Genomic DNA, 15,082 nt, shown 5'->3' on the forward strand with positions numbered 1-15,082 from the left:
GCTCCCTTATTCCGCGGCCGTCGAGCGCGGCGATCGGCTGTCGCCGAACGACTTCTCGACGGCGAGCGGCTTGGCCTTGGTCTGCAGCAGCGTTTCCTTGGGGCCGAAGGAGGTGAGCTTTCCGCCCTGCATCAGCCCGACCATGTCGACGGCCTGCAGAGCGCTGGGGCGGTGGGCGATGATGACGACGATGCCGCCGCGGCGCCGGACCGAGAGAATGGCCGTCGTCAGGGCTTCTTCACCCTCGGCGTCGAGATTGGAATTCGGCTCGTCGAGTACCACCAGGAAGGGGTCGCCATAGAGCGCGCGGGCCAGCGCCACACGCTGCCGCTGACCGGCCGAAAGTGCAGTCCCGTTCGGGCCGAGTTCGGTCTGGTAGCCTTCGCGCAGGTGGACGATCATGTCGTGGATGCCGGCCGCCTTGGCCGCGAGAATGATCTTGCGTGGATCCGGCTCCTCGGCAAAGCGGCAGATGTTATCGGAGATCGTGCCGTCCATCAGTGCAACGTCCTGCGGCAGGTAGCCGACGTGATCGCGGAAGAAATCGGCATTCCACTGGCCGAGATCGGCGCCATCGATGCGCACCGAACCGCGCAGCGCCGGCCAGATGCCGAGCAGGCTCCTGACCAATGTCGTCTTGCCGCCGCCGCTCGGGCCGATGAGGCCGAGTGCCTGGCCGGCCTTCAGTTCGAAACCGACCTCGCTGAGCAGCACAGCGCCGGTGCTGGGCGCAACGGTTGTCAGCCCCTCGATCCTCAGGCTTTCCTTTGGTTCGGGAAGCGGGATGAACTCTTCCTTCCCGTTCAGGACAGCCAGCGTTTCCTGGATGCGGTTGTAACTGCGGCGTGCCGAGACGACGCTCTTCCACTGCGCGATCGCCAGATCGACGGGGGCGAGCGCGCGGCTGGTGACGATCGAGGCAGCGACGATGGCGCCGGCCGAGAGTTCGCCGCCGATCGCCAGATAGGCGCCGAGACCGAGGATAGCCGACTGCAGCATCATGCGCAGCACCTTGGAGAGACCCGACAGCGTGCCGCCGATATCGGAGGTCTTTGTCTGGTGCTCGAGGTGATAGCGATTGGCCCGCTCGAAGCGATCAACGGCGCGCTGAGTCATGCCCATGGCATGCAGGACTTCGCTGTTGCGGGTGTTGGAATCGAGCACGGCGTTGCGGGTGACGGCGGCCTTGATCATCGTATGGGCGTGACGCCGCGTCAGCACTTCGGCGAGGATCGTCAGACAGGCGAGGACTGCTGCGCCGCCCAGCGTCAGCATGCCAAGCACCGGATGCAGCAGCCAGACGAAGACGAGATAGATCGGGATCCAGGGCAGGTCGAAAAGCGCGATCGGGCCCTGGCCACCGAGGAAGCTGCGCAGCGTATCGACGTCGCGGCCACGCTCGGCCGCCTCTGCCGTCGAGTAGCCGTAGCGTGGCATTTCGACGACAACCTGGTGGGTTAGCGGCGCCAGCGTTGTGTCCATCTTGGCGCCGAGACGCACGAGGATCTGCGAGCGCAGGATGTCGAAGACGCCTTGGAAGAGGTAAAGGCCGATTGCCAGAACCGAGAGCGCGATCAGCGTCGAGATGCTGCCGCTGGCGAGCGCCCGGTCGTAGATCTGCAGCATGTAGAAGGCGCCGGTGAGCGCCAGGATGTTGATGAGCCCGGACAGGCCGAACAGATAGGTCAGGACGCCGCGCGCCTTGTCGATCTTGTACTGCGGCTCTTTCTTCTTCGTTGCCATGATTTTCCCCTCCGGCAATTCATTCGGCATGCCCCATGGCCGTCAGCGGCCATGGGGCAGAGCCATCGATCAGGAGACACCGTTGAAGTCCGATGCCTTCAAATTGTGGGTGCCCGCGATCATCAGTTCGAAGTCTTCTTCCGGATCGGCGTTGACGTTGCCGCGCAGCACCGTGAAGGCCTCGCCATCGATGGTTTCGTGGCTGACGGCGATCTGGCCGGCGGCGGTAATCGAGCCCGCTTTCAGCGCGAAGCCCTGGACACCGGCGACAGACGTGTTGGCGTCGATGGCCGAGAAGTCGATCTTGTCTCCCGGCTGGAAGCCATAGATCTTGTCGCCGTTGGCCGCTGCCGCCGAGGTGAAGCGGAAGACGTCTTCGCCAGCCCCGCCATCGATGATGTTGACGGCGAGCGACGCGGTGATCGTGTCGTGGCCGGACCCACCGATGAAGTTTTCGAAGCCGTAGACGGTATCGGTTCCTGTGCTCGACCCGGCGACACTGCCTCTGCCCATGAAGCCGTTGCCGAGATCGACGGTGAGGTTGGTGGTGGCCGCTGCATAGTCCAGCGTGTCGTTGCCATCTCCACCCCAGTAGGTGTCGGAGCCGTCGTTGAGCTTGGCGAGGATGAGGTCGTTGCCGGCGCCCGCCCAGACCTGGTCGTCGCCCGCCCCGCCTTCGATGACGTCGTTGCCATCGTCGCCATAGAGCCGGTCTGCCCCTGCGTCGCCGAAGATATGGTCGGCATCGGCGCCGCCGTGCACTTCGTCATCGCCATCACCGCCCGACATCACATCGGCGCCTGCGCCGCCGGTGATCAGGTCGTGGCCGCCTTCACCGCGCAGGATATCGCTGCCGGCTTCACCGACGAGGATGTCGTTGCCATCGCCTGCCAGGATGATGTCGGCTGCGGCTGCACCCAAAAGGGCCTCGCCGGCACCGGTGCCAACAAGCGTGCGGGGCGTGGCCGGAGCCGGGCCTTCGCCGCCGGACGGCTGTTCGCCGTCGTCGTCATCATCGTCGCAGCTGCCGCTGCCTTCCTGCTCTTCTTCCTCCTCCTCGTGGTCGTCGTCGCCGGGACCAACCGGCGGCTCGGAACCATTGGGGCCGACGAAGGTGATCGAGCTGCCGTCACGGGTCATGACCGTGCGTCCCTCGTCATCGACAGTCGTTTCGAAATCGGCCGCAGTCAGTCCCTCAGGAAGTTCGATGACATCCTGCGGGCGCAGCGTGCCGACGATCGTGTCGTGACCGCCATTCGAGCGGAAGACGATGCGGTGTGCCGATTGCAGCGCCGAGATGTCGATGACGTCGTCGCCATTAGTGCCGTCGATGGTGATCGTGTTCAGCGCCAGGCTGGTCTGCGAGAAGTCGCCGATGACGGTGATGGTGTCGCCACCCGTTGTCCCGCCAGTCGGCGTGCCGTCATCCAGCGTGATGTTGCCGACGGTTATCTCCTCGATATTGTCGAGTTCAGCGATCACCGAGGCATTGTCGGTACCGTTGCGGGTGATGACGATTTCCGTCGTCGCCATCAGGCCGGTGATGCCGGCAAGCTCGGCTGCCTGCCGCGTATAGATGCGGAAGGTTTCGTTGCCGCCCTGGCCGGTGCGGCCATTGAGGTCGAATGTGTCGGTGCCGGCCCCGCCATCGACGATGTCGCGTCCATCCGTTGCGCCTGTGTTATTGGCGTTCCAGACGATGGTGTCGTTGCCGCCACCGGCGAGGATGATGTCGTTGCCGGTGCCGCCGTCGAACGTATCACCGGAGTTGTCGCCGATCAGGATGTTGTTGCCTGCCGTGCCGCTGACGTCGTTGGTGTCGCGGGTGACGGTAACGGTCGCCGTATCGGTCGCAGCACCGTCGCTCACCGTGTAGGTGAAGTTGCGCTGCTGTGTGGTCGAGTGCGTGACCGTGACGTCGCCTGCGGGGTTCACTGCGACCGCGAAGTTGGTCTGGTTCTCGGTTGCGCCGGTGATATTGAGAAGGCTGTCGACATCCGTGTCATTGGCGAGCAGTGCCCATTCGGGAATGACGAAGCTGCCAGTCTCTACATTGGTGATGACGCTATCGTCACCGGCGACAGGTGCATCGTTGACGGCCGTAACCGCGATCGTTGCGGTCGACGGATTGCTGTTCATCAGGCCGTCGTTGACGGTGACGGTGATGACGCGTGCCACCGTTCCCGGCTGGTCCGAGCTGTTGCCGAAGGTGATCGCCTGGATTGCGGCCTGGTAGGCGGCAAGCGTGGCAGTCCCCGTCAGTGTGATGGCGATCTGGCCGGCAACCAAAGTGTCGGTCTGGGCGGTGATGCCTGCAGGAAGAGCGCCTACATTTAGCTGGTCACCGTTCTGGGCATTGGTCAGAACGATCCGTGCGGAGACGATCTGGCCATCCTCATCGGTAATCGCAGGACCGGAGGCGATCGCAACCGGATCGCCATTCTCGACGAAGGTCGTCGCATAGTTGATCGATGGCGCCGCCGCAGGGCGGGTGAAGTCGATCGTGACATTGTCGATATCGACGATGTCATTATTGCCGAGTGCGGTGGATGTGAAGCGAACAATGGCCCCGGCGGTAAAAGGACCGGTCAGATCGATGCTCCGTTCTGCAACGTTTGTTGCAAAGTTGATAGTGTCGATCTGGATGAAATTGACGCCATTGGCCGCAAACCAGACGGTCACGGTATCGCCCTGATCGAGTCCGCTTTCGTTCACATCGTAGGTGAGACGGGCCGTCGTCGCGCCTGCAAGGTTGGCGGCGCGCTGCACGCTGGCGCCATTGCCGTTATCGTCGAAGCGCAACGTGCCGCCGGTGACGAGAACATCGCCGCTGGTGGCGCTGTTGTTGTCGCTAGACTCCGTCCAAGGTGTCGTCCAGGGCGTGGTGCCATCGGTACCCGTGTAGTTGGACGGGCTGAAGTCGTCGCGGTATTGGCCACGATCGAGCGTGTAGAGCTGGAGCTGCGGCGGGCTCAGCGCATATTCGCCGTCCGCAAAACGCAGCCGCTCGATGTTGAACAGGCGGTCGGTGCCGTCGGAAACCGGATTGGCAACCGTTTCCTCATCTCCGTCGGGCCCCCCGTCTTCGTCGAAGCCGGTATGAGCGACGGTGATGCTGCCATCCGCATTCTGCGTGATCGTATAGTTGGCGCGGACGTCGGTATAGACGGCCGTATCGATATCGCCCTCTACCTCGCCGTCGATGATCTCGCGGACGATTTCGAGCTGGCTCGGGTTCAGCGTGCGGTCGAACATCAGGTCGCTGAGTGTGCGGCCGTTGAACATTGCGGCGCCGCTGGGCGCAAAGACGCCCTTCGACAGGCCGTCGGACGAGCCGATCTCATTGCCGTTGAGGTCGTTGATGCGGATCCGGACGTTCAGCCAGCGGTCGCCGTCGATGATGTCGTCCCCGGCGAGGCCGGTGATGATGTCATCACCGCCGCCGCCGAGCAGGATGTCGGAAGCGTCAGCGGTATCCATGACGATTGTTTCGGTGACGCCGTTGACCGTGACAGAGGTACGGGCACGGTGGGCGACGAGCTGCGAGAGACCGGCGATCAGGCTGAGGTTCTTTTCGAGCAGCGCGTTCGAATAGCTTTCGAGCGGGCTGCCGGTACCCGGAATGGCTGCGGTATTTTGCAGCTCGGCCCGGGCATTGGTCGGGGCGACGCGTCCGGTCAGGATATCGTCATGGACCCAGCCGGAGAGACCTTCGACAAGATCGAAGCGGTCGCGCAGGATGAAGGCTTCCTGGGTGGCGAAGAGCGGGATGCCGAGATCGGAATTGGCTGCGGTATTGTCGCCCTTGTGGATTGCCCAGTCGAAACCAGCCATGCCGTTGCTGCGCTGGATGCCATCGCCCTGGAACATGATGTCGTCGCCGGATTCGGCGTCGTAATCGGTGTCGCTGCCATCGCCGTTCAGAACGTCATGGCCGATGATCGAGGAATTGAAGAACAGCTCGGAGTTTTCGCCCGACAGTGTGTCGAAACGTCCGCCGCCTTCGATCCAGTCGTTGCCCTCGTTGCCCATCAGGAAGTCGCCGCCGTCGCCGCCGCGGATGAAGTCGTCGCCGAGGCCGCCGAGCACGTGCTTGCCGTCAGGGCCTGCGATGATGAAGTCCTTGCCGTCATTGCCGAAGATCAGCGCCAGGCCGCTGCCGCCATGGATGACGTCGTTGCCGCCTTCGCCATGCAGGAAGTCGGCCGCGCCGATATCCGTGCCGGCATTGGTGATGATGTCGTCACCCTCGCCACCGTGGACGTGGTCGACGCCGTAGCCGGCTTCAAGCGTGTCGTTGCCGCCATAGCCCCAGATCGTGTCATCGCCTTCGCCGGCGATGATCGTATCGTCGTCCTCGGTGCCGCCCATGACGACGTGGTCGCCGCCGTGATAGGCCATGTAGTCGAGGTCGCCGTCACCATCGGTGTCGCGGCGCACGACCAGCGGCGTCAGCGCCTGCAGGATCGCATCGGTGAAGATCGGATCGGCGCCGACCTGCTTCGAGATGTCCATCTCAAGCGTATGGTCAGGCGTCGAGAAGATGTCGCCCGGCAGCGCCGTCGAACCTTCGCCCAGATCGGTATTGCGCATGATGATCTTGCTCAGCGAGTTGTTTTCCAGCTCGTTGAGAAGGTTCAGACCCTGGACGCGGGAGAGATAATAGAAGCGGTCCGATTCCTGCAGGTTCTCCATCTGCAATTCGAAGACGAAGGAGAAGGTGGAGCCGAGCATGCCGCCGAAATCCATCTTCTTCTCGGCAAGGCCGCCGATCCACAGATCGATGTCGTTGAGACCCGTCTCAGCCGTCGCCCAGGCGCCGGTCGAATTCAGGAATTCCAGGCGGTCGGCAGGTGCACCGGCCGTGCCGAGCACGATCGAGGCGGCCGCAGCGCGCTTGGCGTCGAGGGTCGCCGCGCTGGTGATCGAGGAGTGCGTGCCGTAGGCAGCGATGAAGTTGACGATCGACGCGGTGTTCTGCAGGTTCAGCGCGAAATCGGTCCAGCTGACATAGGGCTTCAGCTGCGTGTCCTGACCGGCTGCCTGGTAGAACTGGGCACGTGCCTCGTTCAGCGTCGGCAGGCCGACGTCGCGGCCACGGGCGATATTGAGCGCTGCAAGATCGAGCGGGATGCCGACAAGCTGGTTGCGCAAAACGTCGGTGACGAATTCGTCGATTTCGTTGCCGCCCTGTCGGGACATGCCGCGGATGATGGCACCGGCTGCCTGGTCGTGATTGACGAGCACATTACCGTTGGCATCGACCGCGCCGAGTTCCAGCGGGTTCAGGAAGCCGTCGAACAATGTGATGTTATCGAAGCTGAAAGTACCGTCGGCATTTTCCACGAGACGGTCGATATCCTGGTTCAGCATCGAGTGGCCGAAGCGGTAGACCGCGTGGGCGAACTCGGCGAAGATCGCCGGATTGATGTCGGTCGATGGCTCGAAGACGAAGGCATCGATATCCGGCTGCATCTTGCGGCCGAATTCCTCGAAGACGAGGTGCTGATACTGCATTTCGGTGGTGAAGCGGCCGGCCTGGAACAGACGCTCGCCGTTCCAGACGAGTCCCTCAAGTTCTGCCTCGGTTGTCGGCAGCGTGGTAATCGGCTCAAGCAGCCACTGGTTGATAAAGACCAGGTCGGCGCTGTCGAGGACGACCTGCTTGGTCTGCTCGACGACGCTGTTGTGCTCCGAGTGGAAGATGTGGTGGATCGACGTCAGGCCGATATTCTCGTTACCGCGGCCGTCGCCGGTGATGTAGTGCGCGTCGAGCAACTCATCATCGTAGGCAGTCTGCTGACCGCGGGTGTTGAAGCCGCCGGAATAGCCTACGGCGTCGTCACTGTCGGCCTGCAGTACGCCACCGGCGATGACCGGTACTGCGGCATGGGCGATGTCATCGAGGAAGGCGTGGCCGATTCGGACGGCTCCAGCGGTGCTGACAGGAGCGCCCGGCGTGCCTGAGACAACGATGTCGTCGGCGGTGTTCGGAATGCCGTCGGCGCCGATGCCGGTGATGACCTGCGCGAAGCCGTTGGCATCGGGGATGAAGCGGCCATAGGGATCGGTGCGCAGCAGCGGAATGTTGGTGACATCGGCGTCGGTCAGGTCGATGCCGAGCATCTCGCGAGCCTGTTCCTTGATGTCGGCCCAGGTCGGCAGGCCGCGCGCGCCGTCAAGCAGATGGCCGGTCGCGACAGGCTTGCCCTCATGCATGACATATTCGCGCAGGAAGACCTGATGCGATGCATGCGAGGTATATGTCTGGTTCTGGTCGACCCACGGCGTCGTGGTGTTGGCAGCCACTTCGCCATCGGCATCGCGGCTGGCGCGGGTCAGGACCATGAAATTGGTGTGCGGCGTTGCCGGATTGTAGAGTGGGTCATCCGGTGACAGCGGAATATAGACCGTTCCGGCACCGCCCTTGGCCACGAGGTCGAGGCCATGGTCGAAGAACTGGCCGAACAGCGTGAACATCGAGTTGTAAGGCGCGGAGTCGCCGATATCGGGCGAGACGTTCTCGAAAGTGTAGACGTAGACGGGACTGCCCGCGGCGGCGAGAACGGTGCCATCGGGGCCGACGACATTGGTTGCATGGACGATGGGCGCGCCATTGGCGTCCTGCATCGGTACGCGCGTCGCTGTCTTGCCCTCGTCGATCATGGCCTGGTAGACCATGATGGCTGCCGGGTTGTTGCTGGTCTGATCGACAATCAGATTGGAGATGATGCGTGGATCGGCGTCGACGACGGTGCCCGGGCCGACGGCGCTGGGGGTACCCGGCGCATAGTTACCGTTCGTGAGAACCGTTCCCGGGCCGAATGCCAGCGAGTCGTCATTTTCGTTGACGTAGTTCGGCTGCACCAGCGGCGTGAACGGCTGGTCGGCTGCGCCCCAGGTTTCATTGCCATCGAGCAGGTTGTTGTAGCTGCCGTCGACGGTTCGGAGGCCGTAGGGCAGGAGATGCGCCTGCGGTGCACCGGTGCCGGTCGCGCCGGCTGCTTCGCCGGCTTCGGCGACGAGCGCGGCAAGGTCACCACCGGCCGCATGCTGTTCGGCGATGGCGATCTGCTTCAGGATGAACTCGAGATCGTGTCTTACAAGCGTAACCATTTTCCCCTCCGTCGGCGCGCTGTCCTGGCGCCTGGTTTTTCGCAAACTTGTCCTGTCCGCCGGATCGCGCTGCGAGCCCGGCGGTTTGAATTGCCCCTGATGTCTTCAAAGCCCGCCTTGCAGGGCTGGCTTGGGATGATGCGATCTTGCGGAAAGTTGCCGGGGTTTTGAACGGCGCATGGTCGGACGATGTTTTCGATGTTCGTCCACGGCAAAAGCAGGTCTTCGGTCCTTATCCTTCCGGGAGTAAGGTCCTATGATGAATTGGCCTTTGGTCTGATAGAATTCATACGGGCCTATAGTACAAAAATGGTCTTTTATTTCCTTGGGTAATATTGCAAGGATGATAGCGCTATCGGCCTTGGGGGGACGTTTTGCCGGACGAATACTTAGGCGCCAGAAATGCTGGCGTAGATGAAAGCGTGGAAGCGCCGCGACTGTTTAACCGTATCCTTCGATGGGGCGCCGAGCGGACCCTTTCCACGCAGTTCCTGATCGCCAGCAGCTTGGTTATTCTGATCGCCACGGTTTCTGCGGGCTATCTTACGACGCGGCTGGTTGCCGACAAAGCGCTCAGCGGAAAGGCCGGCACGACGGCCTTGCTGGTTCAGAGCCTGACTGAGGCTGAGGTGCAGGAACTGGGCGCCTCGACGCGCCTTAAGGCCGCCAGCATCGCTCATCTCGACGCGCTTTTCGGCGATGCGGATCTCCAGGCGCGTTTCCCGCATATCGAGATATGGGCGCCCGACGGGACTGTTGCCTATTCCCGGACCAAGCAGATGATCGGCCACCGCTTCAGTTTCCCCGAGGGCCTACAGCGCGCCTTGAAAGGCGAAATTGTTGCCGTCTATGCGGATCTTCATGCCGACGAGCATACGTTCCGCAACATCAATACCGAATATCTCGAAATCTACAGCCCGCTGCATGACCAGGCTTCGGGGCGGATCATCGGTGTGGCCGAGATCCATGAGGATCCGAGCGGTTTTGTCGATGAGCTCGCGCGGCTGAGGGTGGTCACCTGGACGACGGTGGCGCTGTTCTCCTTCGTCGTCATGCTCGGGCTGTTCCTGATCGTCAGGCGCGGCAGCCGGACGATCGAGCATCAGCGGCAGGTTCTGAGCCACCGCGCCGAGGAGGCAGAGTCCGCCTCGAAGGAATTGATGGAGCTGAGGGACACGGCGCGCCGGGCCTCCATGGAATTCGCCAACCTCAACGAGACCTTCATCCGCCGCATCGGCGCCGACCTGCATGACGGCCCGGTACAGCTGATGACACTGGCGATCCTGCAGCTCGACGAGCTGCGCGACCTGACCAAGAAGGATGAGCGCGCAAGGCTCCTCGACGAGACCAGCAAGACACTGGGTGAAGCGCTGATCGAGGCTCGGACGGTCACCAAATCGCTGCTCTTGCCGGAGATACTGCATCTCTGGGCAAAGGACGTGGTGGCCGAAGCGATCAGGCAGCATGAGGCGCGGACCAAGACCAAGGTCGCGTTTGTCTCCAGCGGCACCAATGCCGACCTGCCGCCGGCGCTGAAGACCTGCATCTACCGCTTCGTTCAGGAAGGGCTCAACAATGCCTACCGCCACGCTGGTGGCAACGGCCAGCGTGTCCGATGTCGGATCGACATGCCCGTCATCGCGATTTCGGTCGAGGATGACGGTTTGCCTTCCGGGACCGTGCCGTTTGCGGCGCGCGAGGGCGGAATGGGGCTCTATGGCCTCCGGCAGAGGATCGAGAGCTTCGGCGGCAAGCTTGCTGTCACCAAGCGGCCGGGGGGCGGCATGATCCTGGAGATGGTGCTGGAGCTGCAGCAGGCCGACGCAACTGGCCTATAAGGTGACGGACTATCCGAATTGATAACTGGCTGAAAGCATAGAGATCGAATAGACAGAAATCCGATGAAGTTAACCAAGCATTAAAATCCGTCTTTATGTTTGGCTCTGTTTACTTTAGAGCTATCGGAAAGAAGACGAGGGGGTTTATTCGTCATTATGTCTATCTCGGTCGCATTCGTTGATGATCATCCAATATTGTTGGATGGACTCGTTAATCTTTACTCGGCGAAGGAAGGTCTTCGGGTGACTGCCCGCGGGCAGAACGCCATCGACGCGCTGAAGATCGTCGAGGAGCACCGGCCCGACGTTCTTGTCACCGATCTCAGCATGCCGGGCGATACGCTGGCAGCACTCGAGCTGATCCAGAAGAATTACGAAGGCACCAAGGTCGTGGTCTTCACCGCCACCGCCAATATCGACACGGCGATTCAGGTCCTCAATCTCGGCGTCTGCGGCTATGTGCTGAAGGGTAGCACGGCGCGCGATCTGTATGAGGCGATCAAGACCGTGCATGACGGCAGCACCTTCATCACGCCGGGTTTCGCCACCAAGGTGATCCTGTCGATGAAGACGGCCGAGGTGCGCCGCAAGGCGCAGATGCAGAAGCGCCTGAGCGCCCGCGAGCAGCAGATCGTCAACTACCTGTTGCAGGGCAAGACCAACCGCGAAATCGCCAGCATGCTCGATATCAGCGAGAAGACCGTCAAGCACTACATGACGATCCTGATGCAGAAGCTCGATGCCCGCAATCGCGTCGAAGTGGTGCTTGCTGCCCAGAAGCTGCAGGCTCCCGTGGAGACCGGCGCGCCGTCCTCGATGCTGTTGTCGTAGTCGGCGAGTACAGCTAGCCAAGAAACAAAGACATAAACATATCTTTATGTCTATTGACGTGAGATCCGCGATGCGACATGCTCGTGTCATCGTGGTTCTGCGGACCTTTGGTCCGGAGCTAAGAGGGAATCCGGTGAAAATGCCGGAGCTGCCCCCGCAACTGTAAGCGGCGAGCGGCCGTCCACTCATGTCACTGGGGAAGACGCCCCGGGAAGACGGACGGCAGCGTTGACCCGCAAGCCAGGAGACCTGCCGCGATCGATAACGTCCACGGGCGGGGTGTCCGGTGTGCCGCTTTTGCGACCGGCACGCCTGTGTCCGCGCGCCGATGCGTCATCCCAAGCCTTGCCCACAACCCTCGGGGTAAGGAAACATGAGCATCAAGACTGCAAATCTCGGATTCCCGCGTATCGGAAAGCACCGCGAACTGAAGTTCGCGCTGGAAAGCTATTGGGCCGGAAAGTTTGATAGGGCAGCACTTCTCGACGTCGCCAAGGCATTGCGGGCCGAACATTGGGCCCTGCAGAAGGCCAAGGGAATCGATATCATTCCGTCCAACGACTTCTCCCTCTACGACCATGTGCTCGACACGGCGGTGATGGTCGGCGCCGTACCGGCCGAATATGGCTGGAAGGGCGGTCCCGTCGATCTCGACATCTATTTCGCCATGGCGCGCGGCTCAGTGGGCGCTGAGCACGGCGATTGCGGCCATGCGCATCATCATGAGGGCGTTCCGGCGCTCGAAATGACCAAGTGGTTCGATACCAACTACCACTACATGGTGCCGGAATTCACCCGCGACCAGCGCTTCGCGCTGACCGAAAACAAACCGCTGCAGATGTTCCGGGAGGCAAAGGCGCTCGGCATCCACACGCGCCCGGTCATTCTCGGCCCGGTGACGTTCCTGAAGCTCGGCAAGGCGACGCAGCCAGGCTTCGATCCGATCGAACTGCTCGACCGGTTGCTGCCTGTCTATGCGGGCATCCTCGCGGAGCTCAGCACTGCGGGCGCCGATTGGGTGCAGATCGACGAGCCAGCCCTGGTGCTCGATCTCGCAGACGCTGAGCGGTACGCGCTGACCACGGCCTACAGCGCGCTTCACCAGCTGGTTCCGAACCTGAAGATCATGATCGCCAGCTATTTCGGGGCATTGGGCGACAATCTCAAGACAGCAGCGGCGCTGCCGGTTGCCGGTCTGCACGTCGATCTGGTGCGCGCGCCCGAGCAGCTTGATGCGGTCGTATCGGCGGTGCCTGATGACCGGGTATTATCTCTCGGCGTCATCGATGGCCGCAACATCTGGCGCGCTGATCTTGAGAAACTGCTGGATCGGGTCGAGGCGCTTTCCAAAACGCGTCCAATCGAAATCGCGCCATCTTGCTCGCTTCTGCATGTGCCGATCGATCTTGCTCTCGAAACCGCTGTTGATGCCGAGGTCAGGGGATGGCTGGCTTTTGCCACGCAGAAGCTGGATGAGCTGGCGGTCCTCGGCCAGGCACTTTCGCAGGGGCGCGATTGCGTGACGGATGCCATCGGCAGCTCTTCGAGGGCCGCGGCCGCCCGCGCGGCATCGCCGAAGGTCAATGATCCCGCGGTCAGGCAGCGGATTGCAGCGATCGACGAGACCATGAAGCGCCGCAAGGCCGGCTTCGCCGAGCGCAAGGCGATCCAGCAGACGGATATCCGCTTGCCGCTGTTCCCAACGACGACGATCGGGTCCTTCCCGCAGACGTCTGAAGTCCGCAAGGCGCGTTCGGCACATGCGAAGGGAACGCTCAGCAATGCGGACTATGAGGCTTTCCTGCGCAAAGAGACCGAAGCAGCCATCCGCTGGCAGGAGGAAATCGGCCTTGATGTGCTCGTCCATGGCGAGTTCGAGCGCAACGACATGGTGCAGTATTTTGGCGAGCAGCTGTCGGGCTTTGCCTTCACGCAGCATGCGTGGGTACAGAGCTATGGCTCGCGCTATGTCCGTCCGCCGATCATCTTCGGCGATATCGCGCGGCCGAAGCCGATGACGACTGGCTGGTGGCAATATGCCCAGTCTCTGACGGACCGGCCGGTCAAGGGTATGCTGACTGGACCGGTGACGATCCTCAATTGGTCCTTCGTGCGCGACGATATCGCCCGAAGCGAATCATGCCGGCAGATCGCGCTGGCGATTCGCGACGAGGTCGGTGATCTCGAAAAGGCGGGTGCCAGGATGATCCAGATCGACGAGGCAGCACTTCGGGAAGGCTTGCCGCTGCGGCGCTCGCAGTGGAAGACCTATCTCGACTGGGCCGTCGAAAGCTTCCGCCTGTGCTCGACCGGTGTCGGCAACGCGACACAGATCCACACGCATATGTGCTATTCGGAGTTTAACGACATCATCGATGCGATCGCCGCCATGGATGCGGACGTGATCTCGATCGAGACATCGCGTTCGAAGATGGAGCTGCTGGAGGCATTCCGCAGCTTCGACTATCCGAACGAGATCGGCCCGGGTGTCTACGACATCCACTCGCCGCGCGTTCCCGATATTGCCGATATGACCGGTCTGCTTCTTTTGGCGCGCGAGCGGCTTGGCGATTCGCAGCTCTGGATCAATCCGGATTGCGGCTTGAAGACCCGCAAATGGGAGGAAGTGAAGCCGGCGCTAGTCAATATGGTGGCGGCGGCGCGGTCTTTGCGCGAACGCGTTGCCACGGCAACGGCCTGATCGTCATCGTATTCGAGGAGCCGGCTTTTGCCGGCTTCTCTTTTCCACAGCCAATCCGCATTAATCTTCCGTTATCCACATCACATTCATTTTTTCGGCTTGCGGCACCCGAAACATGAACCATCCATTGACGTACAAATAGACTCGCGTACTATATCTAGTGTTCGAGGTTCCCTCGATTCGCAAGAATCGCGGGCTAAGACGGGAATTCGGTGAGATCTGCCGCAAGGTGGAGCAATGCCGGAGCTGCCCCCGCAACTGTAAGCGGCGAGCATCTGTCCCATTTCGGGTCACTGGGTCATGAAGACCTGGGAAGACCGGGATGAATGTGATGATCCGCAAGCCAGGAGACCTGCCTTGAGCGAAAACGTCCACGGGCGGGGTGTCCGGCTGGCGAGCGATGAGATGTGGGCATGATGCCGCTCTTCGCTTCCTCCGGTGTGTCCCGCATGAGCCACTTCGGGGTGAAGTCTTATGTCTTTGAGTTTCAGATCATACCGGCGCGAATGACGGGCTGCTGACGCCCGGCAACCGGCAACGGCTGTCTTCCTTTTCGATCTTCCCAAGCGCGGACATCGGCGGATGTCCGAACGATATCCCATGCCTTCTAGTCACGAGGTTTTCCCATGAGCATCACCGTCTACAGCAAGCCCGCCTGCGTTCAATGCACCGCAACCACCCGCGCGCTCGATCGCCAGGGCATCGACTACACGATCATCGACGTTTCCACCGATAGCGCCGCTTATGATCTGGTGCAGGGTCTCGGCTACCGCCAGGTTCCCGTCGTCATCGCCGGCGAGCAGCATTGGGCTGGCTTCCGCCCCGACATGATCAGCGCGCTCGCCTGAGCGGC

6 protein-coding genes and 2 riboswitches are annotated in these 15,082 nt (G+C 61.9%); of the genes, 4 read left to right on the top strand and 2 right to left on the bottom strand.

The window, feature by feature from the left end:
- Window positions 1–6: 6 nt before the first annotated feature.
- Together AC1DJO_RS05485 and AC1DJO_RS05490 are read right to left on the bottom strand one after the other, a co-directional pair.
- Window positions 7–1,743, bottom strand: a complete 1,737-nt coding sequence (locus tag AC1DJO_RS05485; RefSeq protein WP_112388645.1) for a type I secretion system permease/ATPase — start codon at window positions 1,741–1,743, stop codon at window positions 7–9.
- A gap of 69 nt (window positions 1,744–1,812) precedes the next feature.
- Window positions 1,813–8,859, bottom strand: coding sequence for a peroxidase family protein (locus AC1DJO_RS05490; RefSeq protein WP_112538238.1), 7,047 nt, complete (start codon window positions 8,857–8,859; stop codon window positions 1,813–1,815).
- 422 nt (window positions 8,860–9,281) lie between these two features.
- On the opposite strand from AC1DJO_RS05490, the gene AC1DJO_RS05495 reads away from it, so the two are divergent.
- From AC1DJO_RS05495 to nrdH, 4 genes are all read left to right on the top strand, one after another.
- Window positions 9,282–10,697, top strand: a complete 1,416-nt coding sequence (locus AC1DJO_RS05495; protein WP_310290819.1) for a sensor histidine kinase — start codon at window positions 9,282–9,284, stop codon at window positions 10,695–10,697.
- Between the two features lie 156 nt (window positions 10,698–10,853).
- Window positions 10,854–11,528, top strand: a complete 675-nt coding sequence (locus AC1DJO_RS05500) for a response regulator (protein ID WP_112388642.1) — start codon at window positions 10,854–10,856, stop codon at window positions 11,526–11,528.
- 75 nt (window positions 11,529–11,603) lie between these two features.
- A riboswitch (cobalamin riboswitch) is annotated at window positions 11,604–11,799 on the top strand.
- Window positions 11,800–11,901: 102 nt separating this feature from the next.
- Entirely contained in the window at window positions 11,902–14,229 is a 2,328-nt protein-coding gene (gene metE, locus AC1DJO_RS05505; RefSeq protein WP_112388641.1) for a 5-methyltetrahydropteroyltriglutamate--homocysteine S-methyltransferase, read from the top strand.
- Between the two features lie 150 nt (window positions 14,230–14,379).
- Window positions 14,380–14,603, top strand: a riboswitch (cobalamin riboswitch).
- Window positions 14,604–14,855: 252 nt separating this feature from the next.
- A complete protein-coding gene (gene nrdH / locus AC1DJO_RS05510; protein ID WP_112388640.1) occupies window positions 14,856–15,077 on the top strand; it encodes a glutaredoxin-like protein NrdH in 222 nt (73 codons plus the stop codon).
- Window positions 15,078–15,082 lie beyond the last annotated feature (5 nt).

The sequence above is a fragment of the Rhizobium sp. 05N430 genome (assembly GCF_056396985.1).

What these genes read in the sequence shown, in the direction of transcription:
- metE (WP_112388641.1), top strand. Translation starts at nt 11,902, where the DNA reads ATGAGCATCAAGACTGCAAATCTCGGATTCCCGCGTATCGGAAAGCAC.
- AC1DJO_RS05490 (WP_112538238.1), bottom strand. Translation starts at nt 8,859, where the DNA reads ATGGTTACGCTTGTAAGACACGATCTCGAGTTCATCCTGAAGCAGATC.
- nrdH (WP_112388640.1), top strand. Translation starts at nt 14,856, where the DNA reads ATGAGCATCACCGTCTACAGCAAGCCCGCCTGCGTTCAATGCACCGCA.
- AC1DJO_RS05485 (WP_112388645.1), bottom strand. Translation starts at nt 1,743, where the DNA reads ATGGCAACGAAGAAGAAAGAGCCGCAGTACAAGATCGACAAGGCGCGC.
- AC1DJO_RS05500 (WP_112388642.1), top strand. Translation starts at nt 10,854, where the DNA reads ATGTCTATCTCGGTCGCATTCGTTGATGATCATCCAATATTGTTGGAT.